The following is a 16,887-nucleotide window of genomic DNA, read 5'->3' on the forward strand; positions in this document are numbered from 1 at the left end:
ACCAAAGGAGAGACCCGTGCCAAAAAGTGAAGTCTTCAGCCTCCATACGCCCCTACCGCTAGCCCGCGCCCGCCAGATCATTCAGGCCGCGCTGGGCCGTGGCCGGGAGCGCGCGTTCATGCCGCTCACCGTGGTGGTCCTGGACAGCGGGGGACACATGATTGCCATGGAGCGAGAGGATGGCGCCGGTGTGGTCCGCCAGCAGGTCGCCGCCGGGAAGGCCTGGGGGGCGCTTGGCATTGGCGTTGGCAGCCGCACCGTCGGCGCCCGCAATCAGGGCCGAGACGCGTTCATGGCCGGGGTCGCAGCCGCATCGGATGGTCAGTTCATCCCGGTTCCGGGTGGGGTATTGGTCATCGAAAACGGCGAAGCCATTGGTGCCGTTGGCGTCAGCGGTGACACCTCTGACGCCGATGAAGAGTGCGCCATTGCCGGTATTGAGGCGGCAGGCTACCGCGCCGGTGTCGATACACCGGACTAGTCACCCTCGCCGCTGCGGCCGCCACCGCGTTTGAAGGCGGCCAGCTCGCGGCGACTCCGGCGCTCGGGCCGGTGGTGGGGCCTTGGCTGAGCCGCCGCGGCCAGCCGCCACTCGGCTCGGCGTGCCTCGCGGGCCTCGGCGCTCTCCGGCGTTTCCTGGTACAGCGTCTCAGCCACCGCCGCTGGCCCGCGCTGTTCCGATACATCAAGAACATCCACTTCGAAGTCCTGAGCCCCTTTGCGGATGCTCAGGCGCTGGCCCGGTCGCAGTGCCCGCGCGGGCTTCGCCCGCACGCCATCCACACTGACCCGACCACTCCGAACCGCCTCAATGGCCAGCCGACGCGTTTTGAAAAAACGCGCCGCCCAGAGCCATCGATCGAGGCGGACAGACTCAGCGCTGGACATGGCCCCCATAGCTGCCATGCACATAGCTTGTCAGATCTGCAAGCTCCAGTTCCCGGTTTTCCACCACGGCCGCGGTCAGATCACGCACAGAGATCATGCCGAGTACCTGGGCTTCATCCATGACCGGCAAATGCCGGACGTTGTGCTCATTCACCAGCGCCATTGCATCCTCAACCGTTCCCTCGGGACCAATCCAGAACACCTCACGGGTCATGACGGCCTCCAGCGCGGTGGCGTCTGGATCAAGGCGATCCTCGAGAACGCGTCGCAGCACATCCCGCTCGGTAAACACGCCCAGCAACTCGTCATCCGGGTTCATGATCAGAATGGCCCCGATGTTCTTCCGGTTCATCAATGAGACGGCTTCGCGGACGGTATGGTCTGGCCCGAGCACGTGCAGATTGCCTGCCCGCGGCCCGAGCAGGGATTTCACCGTTCGACGCATCACGCTCCTCCTCCAGGGTGATCCGCTCGCCTTAGGCAAGCGGCTCCTGTGCCACCACAATACCGTCGCGATCCGCGCAGAGCCATTCACCCGGTGAGACGGTCACCCCGGCAAACGTCACCACGACGCCGACCTCACCCTCACCGCCCTTGTGACTGCGACAAGGGTGTGTGTTCAGTGCCTTGATCCCGATATCCAGATCCGCAAGATCCGCAGCGTCACGGACACAGCCATAGATCAGCAATCCGCTCCAGCCATTATCCCGGGCCCGGGCCGCCAGCATGTCGCCCATGAGCGCACACCGAAGCGACCCCGCCCCATCGACCACCAGTACGCGGCCCTCACCCGGTGTTTCCAGCACCTCGCGGACCCGGCTATTGTCTTCGAACGTCTTGACCGTCTCTATCAGTCCGGCAAATCCGTGCCGGCCACCGTAGTTACCAAACAGGGGCGCCATGACCCGCAGCCCCTCGGCATGCTCATCACAAAGATCGGTGGTTTTAATCGCCATCGAAAGCTCCTTTGTTCCCTGGCAAAGCTAACCGTCTCGGCGCGATCGGGCAACCGGGTGCCTGGTCCCGGTTTGACAGGGGCTGGCCGACCGGGAGAATGACCCACCGCAACCACCACCCCATTCGGGTCCTTTTAATGAGGTGCTCTACATGCCCCCCACGCCCGCGACGCGTGCGCAGCCCATTCCCGGTGCCGGCCAGCTCGAGCAGCGACTGCGCGAGCGTCGCCAGCCCCTGCTGATTGGCGTCGCCGGCGACAGCGGCAGCGGCAAGAGCACCTATACGCGCGGCATTGAGTGGCTGCTCGGTAGAGACATCGTCAGTCAGATCAGCCTCGATGGCTATCACTGCGAGGACCGCGCGACCCGTCAGACGACCGGCCGGACCCCGCTTGACCCCGACGCGAACCACCTGGACCAGGCAGTGGAGCATCTGCGCGCATTACAGGCCGGCCAAACGGTGGACATTCCTGTCTACGACCATACGCGCGGGTGCTTCCTGCCGGCGCGTCGGCATGAGCCCACCCCAGTGATCGTTGTTGAGGGCTTGCACACGCTCTACCGCGGCTTCCGGGAATTGCTGGATTTTGCCCTTTATGTCGACACCGACGCAGCCGTCAAACGGATCTGGAAGTTCGAACGCGACACGCGCGAGCGCGGATACGCCGGCGAAGCAGTGGAGGCGGAGATCAAACGGCGCTCGGACCAGTACGACCGCTGGATCGCCGGTCAGCAGGCGGACGCCGACGTCATCCTGCGGATACACCCGAGTGGGCTGGACGATCTGGCACTGGGGCGTCTTGAAGTGCCCGAGGGGCCGAGCTGCCATCACTTGGAGGTCATCGTTAAACCACGGCCCGGCGAACAGCCCGCGCTCTACTTCCCGGTCGATCTCAATAACATGACCCGCGAGGCGGCCATGCCCTTTTTGCTGGCGACGGTACCGAGCCGGTTTCGCGACGAAACCGTCAACGTCCTCCACGTTGATGGCTACATGCCACCCGCCGCGCTGGAGACCCTCGAGCGCGAGATCTGTGCCTTCGCGGGGGTCGACTCACCCGCGGGCGACACACCCTCGGCGGCGGACCGCACACCCACAGTGCGCTTTGCCCAGATGCTGATTGCCTGGCCCATCCTCAGCCACCTGGCGGCATTAACCCGCTAGACGCTGGGTCCGGCACCGCCGGCTTCACCCCGGGCAAAGGCCTCGATCGCCGGCTGCATCTGCTGGATCGTATCGTAACCCTCGGCAATGGCCTCATCGCCGCGATGCAGCTCGAGCAAGCCGATATGAGCCAGTCGCGGGCTGATCAGAAGATCGGGCGGATCACCGGCCATCCGACTGCGGGTAATACGATCCTGCATGACGTTGACCGACGTGGCGATCACATCAAAGACGCCTGGTGTCGTCTCGCCATTGCCCCGCTGAAACTGCGCCTGCAACGCCTCCGCCCGGTCACGAAAACCATGACTGAGCCGATCCAGCCACCCGTGCGGCGCCTCGTCCGGATCGCTAGGGGCGGCGGGCGCTGCCTCGACTGGCGGCTGAATCCGACGACCCAGCAGGCCACCACTCAGGTTCACGGCAATCACCCGATCGGCACCCATGGCGTGGCATAACGACACCGGCACCGGGTTCACCAGGCCGCCGTCGACGAGCCACTCGCCATCGACCTGCACCGGCGTAAACACGCCCGGCAACGCCATGGACGCCCGCATGGCCGTTGCCAGATCACCCGCGCGCAGCCAGCGCTCCTGACCGGCATAGAGCTCGGTCGCCACCACCCCAAGCGGTGTTTTGAGCGCGTCGAAATCAAGCGCCGAGAAGGTGTCATTGAAATGCGCAAGCAGCCGGCGCCCCTGGAGCAGACCGCCATTGCCAAACGCGAAGTCCATGAAACCAATCACATCGCGGCGCGTCAGCGAGCGGACCCACGCCTCAAAGGCATCCAGATGATCACTACAAAGCATGGCCCCAACCAGCCCGCCGACCGACGTGCCAGCCACCACATCCGGTTTGATGCCCGCTTCCCGCAGGCCCTGAATCACCCCGAGATGCGCCCACCCACGGGCGGCACCGCCGCCGAGTGCGAGGCCGACTTTTCCGTGCGTGGGGGCAGGCTCTGAACGCATCAGCCGTCCTGCTGCACCGCCTCGAACTCAATGATGAGCTCAATCCGGTCACTGACCAGATCACCCTCCAGGGCGTAGTCCATGCCGTAGTCGCTGCGCATCAGGCTGCCGCGCAGCGAGGCACCCAGGGTATCAGCGCCGCCGATGGGGTGATCATCTCGGCGGTTAATCGTGGCCTCGAGACGAATGGGCTGCGTGATACCGCGGATGGTGAGATCACCGTGTAACGTGCCGGTATTCTCGCCTTCTGCCTCGTAGCGGTTCGCCTTGAAGCGAATCGCCGAATATTCACCCGTTTCCAGGAAGTCACCACCACGGATGTGACCATCACGCTCATCATGGCCGGTGAACACACTGTCGGCGGCAATCTCCACCTCACCGCGCTCGAGGGTCTGTGATTCGCTGTCGTACAGGAACTCACCAGACACCTCGGTGAACTGCCCAAGCACGTCGGCAAACCGGGCATGACCCACCAGAAAACCCACACTGACATGGCTTTCATCGAGCACAAATCGCTCAGGCTCTGCCGATACCGGCGTTGCAGACAAGGCCATCGCCAATGCTGATGTGCTCAGCAGGGCGGATCGGGCATAACGGATAAAGGGCATTATTGCTCTCCTTGATTCGGATTTCGCCACAGCGTGACAGCGTCGATGATGAACGAATAACTCACAAGCAGCAGTAACGCGAGCGCCGTCGGCGTGGCCACCGTGACGGGCAGACCGGGTGCCGTGCACAGCGCGAGCCCGACAGCCTGAATGCCACAAATGACGCGACGGCGCTGCGACGCGGGCAACGGGCGCGCCAACGCCGGCTGAACCCATCCAGCCAGCACAAAAAGATAACGCCACAGCCCGATCAGGATGACCCAAAGGCCCGCACGATCCAGGGCGTAGACCCAGAGGGCAAGCACCGCCAGGAGGACGGCATCCACCTCCATATCAAACCGCGCACCGGCCTGCGTCTCACAACGAAGCCGTCTGGCGACAGCCCCATCCACCCCATCCAGTAGCGCGGCAGCCAGGGCAAAGGCAAAAATCGGCGCTGGATCCACTGCCATCGCCTCAGCGCCGGGCAACAATCCGATCAGGAGCATCACCAGCGTCGCGCGACCCAGCGTCACCCGATCCGCCTGCGTGATTGCGCGGCCGGCGCGCTGGCGCCACAACAGAACGGCCAAGACGGCGTAAGCCACCAGGGAAAGGGGCAACACACCAGCCGGCAAGCCAAGCCCAATGCGCAAGCCGCCGGCCGCGCCAGCAAGCAGGATGGCACCGAGCAGCAAATCCACGAGGATCGCGGGGTGACTGGCGTGGGGTTGTCCGGGAACCAATGCTACCCTCCGATCATCCGACAGCGGGAAGACGCCAGTCTAGCAGGAGCGGGACATCAGCAACTCATGAGTGAGCCGACGAGCCAGGCTTTCTGGATCACCCAACCAGGCCACGGCGAAATCCAGTCCAGCCCCTTGCCGGACCTGCCCGCCGGGTGGGTGCAGGTGAGAACGCTATTCAGCGGTATCTCCCGCGGGACCGAGGCGCTTGTATGGCAGGGACGCGTCCCCGCCAGCCAGTCAGACCGGATGCGTGCTCCACGCCAGATGGGGGAGTTTCCCGGGCCCGTCAAATACGGCTACAGCAACGTCGGGGTCATCGAAAAGGGCCCAGGGCAATGGATTGGGCAGACGGTGTTTTGTCTGCACCCGCATGAGACCCGCTATCAGGCACCCCTTGATCAGGTCCACCTGCTGCCCCCCGGACTCGACCCGGCGCGTGCGGTCCTGGCCGCCAATGTCGAGACCGCGATTAATGGCTGCTGGGATGCCATGCCGCGCATCGGCGAGCGCATCACCGTTATCGGGGCGGGCGTGGTCGGCACCCTGACCGCGGCGCTTTGCCACGCCGTACCGGGCGTTCAGCTGGAGCTCGTCGACACCAACCCCGAGCGTGAGTCGTTAGCCCGCGCCCTGGGTCTACCTTTCGTGACGCCGGCAACCGCCACCCCAGGGGTTGACCAGGTGATCCATGCAAGCGGCTCGGAGGCCGGTCTTGATCTGGCGCTGCGCCTGGGCGGTGATGAGGCGGCTATCACCGAACTCAGCTGGTATGGCGACCAGCCGGTCTCCGTGCCACTAGGCAGCGATTTTCACCCCCGCCGTCTGACTCTGCGCTCCAGCCAGGTCGGCCAGATTGCCCCGGATATGCGCCCGCGCTGGGATACCGGGCGCCGCCTGGGGCTTGCGCTACACCTGCTGGCCACGCATTCCGAGTGGGCGGTGCTAATCGATGGCGAGAGCCCGTTCGAGGCACTGCCCCGCACTATGGACAGCGTGGCGACTGGCCACGGCCTGTGCCATCGCATTCGTTATGAGGAATGACCATGTACAGCATCAATGTCCGAGACCACTTCATGATCGCCCACAGTTTTCGCGGCGAGACCTTCGGGCCAGCGCAGGCGCTACACGGCGCCACCTACGTCACCGACGCGACCTTTTACCGTGAGGCACTCGATGCGGACGGGGTTGTCATCGACATCGCACTGGCTACCGAGGTGCTGCGGGCAACGCTGGGCCGCTACAATCTGAAAAATCTGGATGAACTGCCTGAATTCGCGGGCGAGAACACGACAACGGAATTCCTCGCCCGGCACATCGCCGATGCCCTTGCCCAGGCCATCGATCGAGGAGAACTGGGGGAGAGCGCACGCACACTCGATCGCTTGCGCATTACCCTGCACGAGTCTCACGTCGCCTCAGCGGCCTATGAGCGATCGCTGAAAGGGTGAACCATTGCCACTTTCTGGTGCCGGGTTCGCTCGACCGCCCAACCGGTGGCAGTCGTTACGACCGCGCCATCGTCGAGGGCCTTCGGCAAGCCGGCCAGCCCGTTGTTGTCCACGAGCTGGCGGGTGAATACCCGGGCGCCGATCCTGCGGCGGAAGCAGCCGTCGCAGAAGCGCTCCGCCAGATTCCGCCTGGCACACCCATCGTGGTGGATGGCCTCGTCCTCGGTGCCCTGCCCGCGTGCTTTGCCGCCGAGTCGAAGCATCTGCCAACGATTGCCCTGATTCATCACCCGCTGGGTGAGGAGACCGGTCTGTCGCACACACAGGCCGACGCCCTGCTCCGTCAAGAGCGCGCCGCACTGGCCACGGTCAACGCCGTCCTCGCCACCAGTGAATTTACCGCGGGCCGTTTGCGTGAACTGGGGCTTTACCGGGGGGCTATTCACATCGCGCGACCCGGCGTCCAGCGGGCTGATGTCGTCCGAATCCGCCCGAATGGCGACCTGGTACAGCTCCTCTGCATCGGGTCGATAACGCCCCGCAAGGGCCAGGATGTTCTGGTTGAGGCCCTTCACCAGCTGTCGGATTGTGACTGGCAATGCCATTTAATTGGCGATACCCGTCTGGATGCGACGTTTGCACGACAGGTAAAGGCGCAGATTAGCCGCTATGGTCTGACCGAACGGATCACGCTGCCAGGTGCCTTGTCCGCCGACGCCCTCGAGCAGGCCTATCAGGCAGCAGATCTCTTCGTCCTGCCCTCGCACTACGAGGGTTATGGCATGGTGATCACCGAAGCCATCGCCCACGGGTTACCCATCGTGACAACGACCGGGGGCGCCCTCGCCACCACCCTTCCGCCGACCGCCGGCCTGGCAACGCCACCGGGTGATGCCACCGCTCTGGCCACCGCCTTGCGGCAGGTCATCACCGACCCGCACCGCCATGACCAACTGGCTCGTGGCGCCCGCATCGCGCGGGAGACACTCGCTGACTGGCAACCCGCCATTGCCACCGTCATGGCCCTGGTCCAGGAGATGAACCAAGATGCCTGAGCAGTTTGCCGCTGACTGGCTCGCGCTCCGCGAACCCGCAGACCATGCCGCGCGCGCGGCCTCACTGATTGGGGCACTCCAAGCGTCGCTCCCGGGGCAGCGCCGCCTGCGTATTCTTGACCTCGGAGCGGGCTCCGGGAGCAATCTGCGCTATCTGGCACCGCGACTGGCGGGGGCTCAGCACTGGCGACTGGTTGACCATGATCCCGACCTCCTAGCTCAGGCCAGCGCGCATTGGCCATCAGCACACACCGGCTCCGCCCCACACATTGAGACGCACTGCGAGGATCTCGACACGTTGGTCGCGCATTCGCTGCCAAGCGTTGACCTGGTCACGGCATCCGCCCTGCTGGACCTCGTCAGTCGCGAGTGGCTCGAATCACTGGCGCATCGGTGCGCCGAGCAACAGGTCGCGGTGCTGATCGCCCTCAGCGTTGACGGGCGATCAGCGTTTGCCGACCCCCTGCCAGACGACGGTTGGATTCGCGAGGCCATCAACGCCCACCAGCGCGGCACCAAGGATATGGGTCAGGCACTGGGCCCGGACGCGCCGGCGGCGGCCGCTGAGGCCTTCCAGGCCGCCGGTTACCGCGTGTCACTCGCGTCCAGTGACTGGTGCCTTGGCCCATCGGACGCCGCGCTACAACAGGCCTTGGTGGCTGGCTGGGCGGACGCGGCACAAGCCCAGGACCCAGCGCACCAGGCAAGCCTCAGGCGTTGGTACGAGGCGCGTTGCGCGCGGCTGCCCGACCAGGCGCTGCGCGTCGGCCATCAGGATCTGCTTGCCCTGCCATGCCCACGCTGATTCGCCTGGCCATCTCTATCGCCCTGCTGGCCCTGGTGGCATCACAGTTCGGCGATGGACTCCTCGAGCAGCTGCGAACCGCCGATACGCGCTGGTTGCTCGCCGCGCTGGCACTCGGATTCGCGCAGATCACCCTGTCAGCCTGGCGGTGGCGATTCACCGCGGGTCATCTGGCCATCCCCCTCACCAGACGGGTGGCCCTGGGTGAGTACTACCTGGCGACCCTGGTGAACCAGACATTGCCGGGTGGCGTGCTGGGAGATGCTCAACGCGCCTGGCGCCATGGCCGCCAGTTACCGCGCCATGGCCCAGCCTTTCAGGCCGTGGTGATCGAGCGCCTGTCCGGTCAGATCGCCATGGGTATTCTGGCGCTGGCGGCATGGGCCTCTAGCCCCTGGGCGTCATCTGGCGCCCGCAGCCAGAGCCTTTTGCTGTTGCTCGCCCTGATCGGCTTCGTGGCGATTATCAGCGCCGGGCTAAGCCGGGCCCGCACGGCGCCTGACTGGATGCGAGACTGGCGGGATGCGCTATCCCGCGGTCTGTTCAATCGACGGGTATTGCCCCTGCAGCTCATGGCTTCGTTTACCGTGGCCGCGGGCTATGTGGGTGGGTTTGTCTGCTGTCTCATGGCGTTAGGCCCCGCCGGCGGCATCATGCTCTGGATCGCGCTGATCCCGCCAGTGCTTTTTGCCATGCTGATTCCCCTCAGTATTGCGGGCTGGGGCATCCGGGAGAGCGCCGCGGCCTTACTTTGGCCCATGGCGGGATTGCCCGCTGCCGAGGGCGTTGCGGCGGCTATTCTCTACGGTGCCATCTCACTGTTAGCCGGCGTTCCCGGCGTTATGGTTCTGCTTCGGCGCTAAACCCGAGTCGATAGAGTCGATCCCGACCCAGCGGAAAGGTCTGCACCTGCGGGCGCAAGGCTTGGTCCATATGATCAATCGCTGGCAGCTGCAGGCCCATCGGTCCAGCCCCGATAATGATCGGGGCCACGGTAAGATACAGCACATCGATCAGGCCGGCGGCCAGCCAGGCGGAAACGGTTCTTGCACCGCCCTCAATCAACAGCCGCTGCAGGCCAGCCGCTGCCAGGGCATTGAGAATGGCAGGTGGATCGCCAACCGGTGGGCGGAATACACGGTCCGCCGACGGTGGCTGCCCCGCCTCGCCGGTGATAATCCAGGTCGGCGCCTCGCCACCCGTGAAGACGCGATGTGTCGGGTCCAAACCATTCCGAGGGCAGACCACGATGCGAACGGGGTGACGGCCAGGGACGCTTCGCACGGTGAGTTGTGGATCGTCGGCCACGACCGTCCCTGCGCCCACCAAGACCCCATCGGACAGGGCACGCAGCCGGTGCAAATGGACTCGGTCAGCTGGACCGGTCACGAAATGCGAATGCCCGTTGGCCGTGGCAATCCGCCCATCCAGGCTCTGACCAAGCTGCGCGACGACAAGGGGCCTCGACCCACGCCACGCCACAAGCGGCGCATAACGATCGCACAACACGCCCGCCGCCTCTGCCGGCTCGTAATCCGCCAGGTCCGCGGGCGTGGCGTCGGGGGGATCCGCATCGTGATCGCGGTCGCCCCGACAAATGGAGCGCAGCCATCGCCAGGCCGCATGCGGGTCCTGATGAAGCGGCGGGTTGAAAACCTGTTTGTCCATGGCGGAATTGTTACAGTCTCTGGTGGTCTATCGCTACACGCTTATGACAGGGAGTTCCTATGCAGCGCATTCGGCGCGCACTGATTGACCTGCGACGGGGAGAGCCGGTGCTGGTAACTGGCGAGGGCGGCTGCCGCCTCGTGATCGCTGTCGAGAACCTCAACGAAGAGCGCCTGGGTGTCATCCGTAGCCTGACCACCGAGCCCGTTGCTCTGCTGATCACCGGGCATCGCGCCCGCGCACTTGGCATGGACCGCCCGGAAGACGATGCCGTCACGCTCAGCCTCGGCCGCCTGGAGACCGGCGCACCACTGGAGGCGCTGATGGCCGCGATGAAAAACCCGACTGGGCTGGATGCCGCCGACACGGTGCTGGCCGCCGAGTACGCCGCAATCGAAATGACGCGGCATGCCGGGCTCATGCCAGCGCTCGTGGCGATCGCCGCCGACCCGGACGCCCCTCAACTGCGGGATCAAATCGACACCGGGGAGATCCTTTGCGTGGATGCACCCGATATCGCGGCCCTGGCGCCCGGCTCTTTGAATACACCCGAGCGAATTAGTGAAGCCCACGTGCCTCTGGAGGATGCCGAATCCTCACGATTCATCGTGTACCGCGAACGCGACGGCCTGCTTGAACATGTCGCCGTGCTGATCGGCGAGCCCGAGACCTGGCCAGGCATCCCCGCCCTGCGGATGCACTCGGCCTGCCTCACCGGCGATTTATTTGGCTCCTTGCGCTGTGACTGCGGCGAGCAGTTACGCAGCGCTGCTGCCACGATTGCCGAGGAAGGCGGTGGCATATTGCTGTACCTGGCTCAGGAGGGCCGGGGCATTGGGCTGGCGAACAAGCTACGCGCCTACGGGCTGCAGGATACCGGCCTTGATACGGTCGATGCGGACCAGCTGCTCGGCTTCGGCGAGGATGAACGCCGCTACGAGGCAGCTGCGGCCATGCTGCGCGATCTCGACATCCGCCAGGTTCGGCTAATGACCAATAACCCCGCCAAAATTGCCGCGCTCGAAGCCGCCGGTATCCAGATTGCCGGGCGCGAGGCCCTGCATGGACGCCTGAACAGTCATAACGTGCGCTACCTCACGGCCAAAGCCGACCGCGCCGGTCACTGGCTGGAGGAAGTACTCGCCGACGGCCGGCCCGACGGCCGCGCCTGACTACTCGGGGTCAGACCCACGCAACGCACTGAGGGGAAATCGGGCGGCTTCGCCGATGAGCTCCGCCAGAATGCCGGCATAGTGCCCATCCAGGGCCTTGCCCATTGCCGCGGTGGCGAGTGTCGCGTTGCCGCTAACGCCCGCGGCATTGAGATCCCCTGCCATCCAGGCGAAGCGTCCAGCACCCGACTCTGCCCCCAGCCAGCGATAATCCGCCAGAGCCGTATAGTCCACGGATGGCCAGTGACTGGCCTCAGCCGTGATGACCTGCTCCGGGGCGTAGTGCAGCATCAGGGCCGTTTCCAGGGCGCCCCCGTGAAGGCCCTCGCGTTGCTCACGCTCGGGTAGGAGGTCGGTTGCGGGCGGAGGGAAATCAAAATAACAGGCCTTCACCACCAACATGGCATGCCGAGCCCGCAGCGCCAACGCCATCGTTTCCGCGTCAGCCAGATTACCGCCATGGCTTGAGAACAAGACCAGCCGTCGACAGCCCGCCCGGGCCACGGCGTCACCCAGGTCATTCAGCATGCCCTGAAAGGTCGTTGAGGAGAGCGTTAACGTGCCGGGATACGCCGTGTGCTCGAGGCTCTGACCCAACGAAAGCGTGGGCAGTCGTAGCACCGACAACCCCATCGGCAACGCCTTCAGCGCCGAATCGACCAGACCGTCCGCAATCACGGTATCCGTGCCCAGAGGCAAATGCGGGCCATGCTGCTCTGTCGCGCCCAGCGGCAGCACAGCCACCGTCTGCGCATCCACTTCGCTCGCCAGCGCTTCTGCTGTGAGATCACGCCAGTTCATCACGCTCATGACAGGCCCTCCAGGGTCTCGAGACGGGCCGCAAGCAGCCCTGGAAAGCGCTTGAACCAGGTCGCATTCAGCGGCGATGGATGCGGAAGTGGGTGCAGGGTGAGCGTTCGGACGACCCCATCCGGGCCGGCATGCGAGATGGCCGGGCTGGTCTCGAACCGCTGCGGATCAGCCCAGTGTGCCTCGAGCCGAGCCCGCACATCCGGTGTTTGGCCAATGCCAAACCAGAAAAACGCCTCACGCCCGAGCGTGATCACCTGCGAGCCGGACCAGCAGTCATGCAGTACTGTCGCCACCAACGGCTGGAATTGCCGCTTGATAGCCATTGACCACGCCTTATTGCCGAGGGGTTTATAAGGCACGGTGTTCGCCCAGAAATACGGCTCACCGGCTGCAATGGCCGCAGCGCGATCGGTGAGCTCATCGCCGTGCTGGCGCTGATGCAATACCCGTCGGACCTGTCGACCGCCCGTGCCGATGAACGGCACCCCGGCGTGCACCTCATCACGCCCAGGATCGCGCCCGAAAAAGGCAATCGCTGCATCATCCGCGCCCAGGCCGAAAATCGGTGATCGTGGATCGCGTTGCGCCTGTTCGTAGACCGCGTGATCCAGCCCGGGGAGTTGATGGGCTGCTGCCTCAAAGCGCGCCTGAAGCTCGGCGGGCAGATCCCGCATGTCAGTGCAGCGTCGCCTGCCGCTCCCGGGTTTCCTTGAGCACGCCGACCACGTCCTCCTCCCAGCTCTTGGCCAACGGCGAGCGCGCCACCAGCGCCGAGACCTCGTCCGCGCTGACGGGGTCGCCTTCCTCGTCGCCGACACTCAGGCGGGAGCGGTACTCATCACGCAGCTCGTAAGCCCGTTCACCGCTGTCGCCATCGCCCACGCGCAGCGTAATTTCATCGGCGTCGACCACCGCACGCCAATTCACTTGGGCAGTCCACCCCCGCGCATTGGAGTAAATCGACACGCCAGCGAGCTCTTGGCCGCTGCCCTGCTCGTTATCCATCACATGGACACTGCTGGTGAGATGCTCGAAGGGAGACTCCTCGAGAATTTGCAGCAGCTGCTCTTTAGGGATCATCGAATCGATATCCATCGCATCCCTCCCACGCGATCGATTGCCATTGCCTACATCATACAACTGCAAGCGCGGTCTGTTGACCCATGCAGGCTTGAGGTATCATCCGATTTCGGGTATTTCACCGCGGAGTGTCGTGACAGCGGCTATGTCGAATTCGCTGAATCAGAAGCGCCGTCGTGCAGAGCGCACCCAGGCTTTTCTCAAGGATCTGCAAAAAAGATTCCCCGATTGCTTCGCGGCGCAGCGCAAAGCCGTCAAGCCATTGGCGATCGGCATCCAGCAAGCCCTACGCGAAGCGTTGGATGCTGACCCGGAAACGGCCGAAACACCCAACTGGCTCATTCGTCAAGCGCTCGCACGCTACACCGGCTCACCTGCCTATCTCGACGCCATGGTTGCGGGTGCCGAGCGCATCGACCTCACGGGCCAGCCAGTTGAACCTGTCACCGACGCGGCCATCGAAGTAGCCAAGGCCCGACGTGAAGAACAGAAGGCCCGAGCTGCTGAGCGCAAGCGCCAGCAAGCAGAAGCGGCCGCTGAGGCACGGCGCCAGGAAAAGATCCAGCGCCTGGCCGATCACTTTAATCAATAGAGGGGACAATCCCCTCACCCACAACGCACGAGAGCGAGTCAGTGGAGCGGGAATTCAACCTAGCCGAAATGAGTCGTGAGGCCCTGGACGCCCTGCGACAGAAAATTGATACCGAACTAGACGCCCGAGCCTTCGAGGCGAGAATGCGCCAGGAGCTCAAGTCACACATTAATCGTCAGGAATGGATCAACAGCCATCACGACGCCCAGCGCCGGCGCCGTTGACCAGCAGATCACCGAGACGCATCGTCTCGCTCCTGCCAGGGGCCACAGAAATCGTCTGTGACCTGGGGCTGGCCGATCAGCTCGTTGGCATCTCGGGCGAATGCGATCAGCCACCGAATGTCATGGACCGGCCGCGCGTAAGCCTTGGCGTCATTGAACCGGGTGACACCGATCCTGGCCGCATTGATACCGCGGTGCGGGAAACGATCGCGGCCGGACAGCCACTTTTCCGCGCCGATGCCGAGGCACTCGCCCATCTGCAACCCGACCTCATCCTGTCGCAGTCATTGTGTGATGTTTGTGCAGCCACGCCCGGCAGCCTGACCGCCGAGGCCATCGGGGACGCAACCGTGCTCTCCCTGGATGGTCGCGACCTCGACGGGTTGCAGGCGGATATCAAGGCCGTGGCCGACGCCGCCGGCGTGCCCGAGCGCGGAGATCAGCGAGTACTCGCCCTCCAGCAGCGACGTCACCAAGCCCGCCGCTCTCCCAGGCAGAGACCCCGTGTGCTGGCGGTGGAATGGCCCGAACCACTCTATCTGGGCGGTCATTGGGTCCCCGACATGATTCTCGAGGCAGGCGGTGAGCCGCTGAATCAACCAGGGGATCACTCGGTCACCTTCGACTGGCCGTCCATTCTGGACTTTGCGCCCGAGGTCATCCTGCATCTGCCGTGTGGCATGGACGTGGATCAAGCCGCGCAAAACCTGTCAGCCCTGACCCGTCGCCCTGGCTGGCCAAACTTACCGGCAGTTCAGGCCGGCGAGGTATATTTACTCGACAGTAACCGCTTTTTCAGTCGCCCCGGACCCGCAGTCTTCACCGGCATCGAAATCCTGGCGCATATTCTTGAGGGTGGCGGAAATGATCCCGCACCCGGATACTGGCGCCGCGCCTAGTTCCGGACAAGGAGTACCGCATGGCCTGGGAAGGCTGGTTGACGCTGACGGTGGTCGGATTGGTGCTGGTGGCCCTGGCCAGCGGCAGAGCGTCGCCTGTGGGGATCCTGTTCATGGGTCTCGCGGTCTTGATGACGACCGCCGCGATCACCGGCACCGACCGATTGGTCGCTCCCGCCGAAGCGGTGAGCGGCTTCGGCAGCACGGGATTAATGACCGTCGGCCTGCTCTTTGTGGTTGCGGCCGGGCTGACCCGTACCGGCGCGATTGCACGCATTGCCGATCCGCTCATTAATCGCTCCCACGGACTCCGCTCAGCGCAATGGCGATTGTTGACGCCGGTCGCTGGTCTGAGCGCCTTTCTAAACAACACCCCGATCGTTGCGCTCTTCCTGCCCGTGGTGAACGATCTTGCCCGCCGATTGGGCATCCCAGCCTCGCGGTTGTATCTCCCGCTGAGTTACGCCGCCATCCTCGGGGGTACCTGTACGCTCATCGGCACCAGCACCAATCTGATCATCAATGACCTGCTCCGCACGAGCGGGGCATCCACCGGGCTTGGATTGTTCGACCTGGCCTGGGTTGGCCTGCCCGCCACCGTGCTTGGGCTTGTCTATATTCTGCTTGCCTCTCCGTGGCTTCTACCGGACCGGCGGGACGCGCTAGCCGAGCGCCTGGACCCGCGTCGATACACCGTTGAGGTAGAAGTCGCTGCGGATGGGCCACTCGTCGGTCGCTCCATCGAGGAGGCTGGGCTTCGCCATCTGCCGGATCTCTTTCTCGCCGAGATCGAGCGCGACGGCGAGGTCCTGCCAGCGGTCGCGCCGTCCGAGACACTGGCGGGAGGCGATCGACTGGTGTTTGCCGGCGTTCTGGAATCGGTGGTGGATCTGCACCGAATGCGCGGCCTCAAACCGGCGAGCGGAGCCGCCGACGATTTGACCGCGCCACGTCGAGAGCGCTGCCTGGTCGAAGCGGTGGTGGCAGAGGCTTGCCCGCTGGTCGGCCGAAGTATTCGGGCTGGTCGCTTTCGGGAGCGCTATCAGGCTGCCGTCATCGCGGTGTCTCGTGGCGGACGCCAACTACCCGGCAAGATCGGTGACATCGTCCTGCGGCCTGGCGACACCTTGCTGCTCGAAACGCACGCGAGTTTCGTCGAGCGCCAGCGGGATGCCCGCGATTTTCATCTGGTGAGCGGCATTGAAGACTCTGCGCCGCCGGCGCATGACAAAGCAGGCATCGCCCTGCCCATCCTGGCCGTCATGGTTGTCCTGGCCGCCAGCCCCTGGCTCAGCATGCTCAACGCCGCACTCCTGGCTGCTGTGGCGCTCGTGCTGACGCGGTGCGTGGATCTGTCTGAGGCCGTGCGCAACGTCAACTGGAACGTTTTGCTGGTCATTGGCGCCGCCCTGGGCATCGGCGAGGCCATGGGCAACAGCGGGGCAGCAGCCCTTATTGGCGGGCAAATCATGGCACTGGCTGCCGACCAGCCACTGCTCGCCCTCATTGGTATCTACTTGCTCACCTCCTTGACCACGGAGGCCATCACGAACAACGCGGCCGCAGTGCTGATTTTCCCCGTCGCCATCGCGGGGGCTGAGATGATCGGGGTCTCCCCAACGCCCTTTGTCGTGGCCATCATGGTGGCGGCCTCAGCGGCCTTTGCCACCCCGATTGGTTATCAGACCAACCTGATGGTCTATGGCCCGGGTGGCTACCGATTCCTGGACTATGTCCGTTTCGGCCTGCCCCTCAACCTGCTCGTCATGGCCCTGGCCATCGCCATCATCCCGCAGGTCTGGCCGCTGCAGTAATCAC

At 64.6% G+C, this 16,887-nt stretch carries 22 protein-coding genes; 12 read left to right on the top strand and 10 right to left on the bottom strand.

Going from position 1 to position 16,887, the window contains the following annotated elements; translation table 11 throughout:
* The first annotated feature begins 16 nt into the window (after positions 1-16).
* Positions 17-481, top strand: a complete 465-nt coding sequence (locus tag SPISAL_RS06065; RefSeq protein WP_016353594.1) for a GlcG/HbpS family heme-binding protein — start codon at positions 17-19, stop codon at positions 479-481.
* Here the strand turns inward: SPISAL_RS06065 and SPISAL_RS06070 are convergent.
* The 3 genes from SPISAL_RS06070 to rraA are packed head-to-tail and all read right to left on the bottom strand — an operon-like array spanning position 478 to position 1,844.
* Complete coding sequence (locus SPISAL_RS06070) at positions 478-897, bottom strand: RNA-binding S4 domain-containing protein (protein WP_016353595.1); 420 nt, start codon at positions 895-897, stop codon at positions 478-480. The genes SPISAL_RS06065 and SPISAL_RS06070 overlap by 4 nt on opposite strands.
* Positions 875-1,333: a CBS domain-containing protein gene (locus SPISAL_RS06075; protein ID WP_016353596.1), complete on the bottom strand. Its 459-nt coding sequence runs from the start codon at positions 1,331-1,333 to the stop codon at positions 875-877. The genes SPISAL_RS06070 and SPISAL_RS06075 overlap by 23 nt, the downstream gene beginning before the upstream one ends.
* Positions 1,334-1,364: 31 nt before the next feature.
* A complete protein-coding gene (rraA, locus tag SPISAL_RS06080; RefSeq protein ID WP_016353597.1) occupies positions 1,365-1,844 on the bottom strand; it encodes a ribonuclease E activity regulator RraA in 480 nt (159 codons plus the stop codon).
* A gap of 151 nt (positions 1,845-1,995) precedes the next feature.
* Between rraA and SPISAL_RS08695 the strand changes: the two genes are divergently transcribed.
* Positions 1,996-3,009 (top strand): phosphoribulokinase, encoded by a 1,014-nt coding sequence (locus tag SPISAL_RS08695; protein WP_016353598.1) that lies wholly within the window; start codon positions 1,996-1,998, stop codon positions 3,007-3,009.
* Here the strand turns inward: SPISAL_RS08695 and rssA are convergent.
* Genes rssA through SPISAL_RS06100 form a run of 3 tightly spaced genes read right to left on the bottom strand, consistent with a single transcriptional unit; the run spans position 3,006 to position 5,310 of the window.
* On the bottom strand, positions 3,006-3,977 hold the full coding sequence (gene rssA, locus SPISAL_RS06090; RefSeq protein ID WP_016353599.1) for a patatin-like phospholipase RssA: 972 nt from the start codon (positions 3,975-3,977) through the stop codon (positions 3,006-3,008). The genes SPISAL_RS08695 and rssA overlap by 4 nt on opposite strands.
* Positions 3,977-4,585, bottom strand: a complete 609-nt coding sequence (locus SPISAL_RS06095) for a YceI family protein (protein ID WP_016353600.1) — start codon at positions 4,583-4,585, stop codon at positions 3,977-3,979. The genes rssA and SPISAL_RS06095 overlap by 1 nt, the downstream gene beginning before the upstream one ends.
* Complete coding sequence (locus tag SPISAL_RS06100) at positions 4,585-5,310, bottom strand: CDP-alcohol phosphatidyltransferase family protein (RefSeq protein WP_016353601.1); 726 nt, start codon at positions 5,308-5,310, stop codon at positions 4,585-4,587. Before SPISAL_RS06100 ends, SPISAL_RS06095 begins: the two co-directional genes overlap by 1 nt.
* A 66-nt stretch (positions 5,311-5,376) precedes the next feature.
* On the opposite strand from SPISAL_RS06100, the gene SPISAL_RS06105 reads away from it, so the two are divergent.
* From SPISAL_RS06105 to SPISAL_RS06125, 5 genes are read left to right on the top strand one after another with little or no spacing between them, the layout of a single operon-like run.
* The gene (locus SPISAL_RS06105; RefSeq protein ID WP_016353602.1) at positions 5,377-6,354 is read left to right on the top strand and encodes a zinc-dependent alcohol dehydrogenase; all 978 of its coding nucleotides are present in this window, start codon (positions 5,377-5,379) and stop codon (positions 6,352-6,354) included.
* 2 nt (positions 6,355-6,356) lie between these two features.
* On the top strand, positions 6,357-6,761 hold the full coding sequence (locus SPISAL_RS06110) for a 6-pyruvoyl trahydropterin synthase family protein (RefSeq protein WP_016353603.1): 405 nt from the start codon (positions 6,357-6,359) through the stop codon (positions 6,759-6,761).
* A complete protein-coding gene (locus SPISAL_RS06115; protein WP_016353604.1) occupies positions 6,758-7,816 on the top strand; it encodes a glycosyltransferase family 4 protein in 1,059 nt (352 codons plus the stop codon). The genes SPISAL_RS06110 and SPISAL_RS06115 overlap by 4 nt, the downstream gene beginning before the upstream one ends.
* The gene (locus SPISAL_RS06120) at positions 7,809-8,621 is read left to right on the top strand and encodes a class I SAM-dependent methyltransferase (protein WP_016353605.1); all 813 of its coding nucleotides are present in this window, start codon (positions 7,809-7,811) and stop codon (positions 8,619-8,621) included. Before SPISAL_RS06115 ends, SPISAL_RS06120 begins: the two co-directional genes overlap by 8 nt.
* Positions 8,609-9,484 (top strand): lysylphosphatidylglycerol synthase transmembrane domain-containing protein, encoded by an 876-nt coding sequence (locus tag SPISAL_RS06125; protein ID WP_016353606.1) that lies wholly within the window; start codon positions 8,609-8,611, stop codon positions 9,482-9,484. The genes SPISAL_RS06120 and SPISAL_RS06125 overlap by 13 nt, the downstream gene beginning before the upstream one ends.
* On the opposite strand, the gene SPISAL_RS06130 is transcribed toward SPISAL_RS06125, so the two are convergent.
* Positions 9,462-10,289, bottom strand: a complete 828-nt coding sequence (locus tag SPISAL_RS06130; protein WP_016353607.1) for a RibD family protein — start codon at positions 10,287-10,289, stop codon at positions 9,462-9,464. The genes SPISAL_RS06125 and SPISAL_RS06130 overlap by 23 nt on opposite strands.
* Before the next feature lie 59 nt (positions 10,290-10,348).
* Between SPISAL_RS06130 and SPISAL_RS06135 the strand changes: the two genes are divergently transcribed.
* Positions 10,349-11,461 (top strand): GTP cyclohydrolase II, encoded by a 1,113-nt coding sequence (locus SPISAL_RS06135; protein ID WP_016353608.1) that lies wholly within the window; start codon positions 10,349-10,351, stop codon positions 11,459-11,461.
* Here the strand turns inward: SPISAL_RS06135 and SPISAL_RS06140 are convergent, their stop codons facing one another.
* The 3 genes from SPISAL_RS06140 to SPISAL_RS06150 are packed head-to-tail and all read right to left on the bottom strand — an operon-like array spanning position 11,462 to position 13,369.
* On the bottom strand, positions 11,462-12,271 hold the full coding sequence (locus SPISAL_RS06140; RefSeq protein WP_016353609.1) for a creatininase family protein: 810 nt from the start codon (positions 12,269-12,271) through the stop codon (positions 11,462-11,464).
* Positions 12,268-12,948: a uracil-DNA glycosylase family protein gene (locus SPISAL_RS06145; protein ID WP_016353610.1), complete on the bottom strand. Its 681-nt coding sequence runs from the start codon at positions 12,946-12,948 to the stop codon at positions 12,268-12,270. Before SPISAL_RS06145 ends, SPISAL_RS06140 begins: the two co-directional genes overlap by 4 nt.
* A gap of 1 nt (position 12,949) precedes the next feature.
* Entirely contained in the window at positions 12,950-13,369 is a 420-nt protein-coding gene (locus SPISAL_RS06150; RefSeq protein ID WP_016353611.1) for a hypothetical protein, read from the bottom strand.
* 130 nt (positions 13,370-13,499) lie between these two features.
* Between SPISAL_RS06150 and SPISAL_RS06155 the strand changes: the two genes are divergently transcribed.
* Genes SPISAL_RS06155 through SPISAL_RS06165 form a run of 4 tightly spaced genes read left to right on the top strand, consistent with a single transcriptional unit; the run spans position 13,500 to position 16,883 of the window.
* Complete coding sequence (locus SPISAL_RS06155; RefSeq protein ID WP_016353612.1) at positions 13,500-13,946, top strand: ProQ/FINO family protein; 447 nt, start codon at positions 13,500-13,502, stop codon at positions 13,944-13,946.
* A 41-nt stretch (positions 13,947-13,987) separates the two neighbouring features.
* Positions 13,988-14,170, top strand: a complete 183-nt coding sequence (locus tag SPISAL_RS08940) for a hypothetical protein (RefSeq protein WP_016353613.1) — start codon at positions 13,988-13,990, stop codon at positions 14,168-14,170.
* Positions 14,167-15,069 carry an ABC transporter substrate-binding protein gene (locus SPISAL_RS06160; RefSeq protein WP_016353614.1) on the top strand — a complete coding sequence of 301 codons (903 nt, stop codon included), beginning with the start codon at positions 14,167-14,169 and terminating at the stop codon, positions 15,067-15,069. The genes SPISAL_RS08940 and SPISAL_RS06160 overlap by 4 nt, the downstream gene beginning before the upstream one ends.
* Positions 15,070-15,089: 20 nt before the next feature.
* Positions 15,090-16,883: an SLC13 family permease gene (locus tag SPISAL_RS06165; protein ID WP_016353615.1), complete on the top strand. Its 1,794-nt coding sequence runs from the start codon at positions 15,090-15,092 to the stop codon at positions 16,881-16,883.
* Positions 16,884-16,887 lie beyond the last annotated feature (4 nt).

It is taken from the genome of Spiribacter salinus M19-40, from assembly GCF_000319575.2.
Classification (GTDB): domain Bacteria; phylum Pseudomonadota; class Gammaproteobacteria; order Nitrococcales; family Nitrococcaceae; genus Spiribacter; species Spiribacter salinus.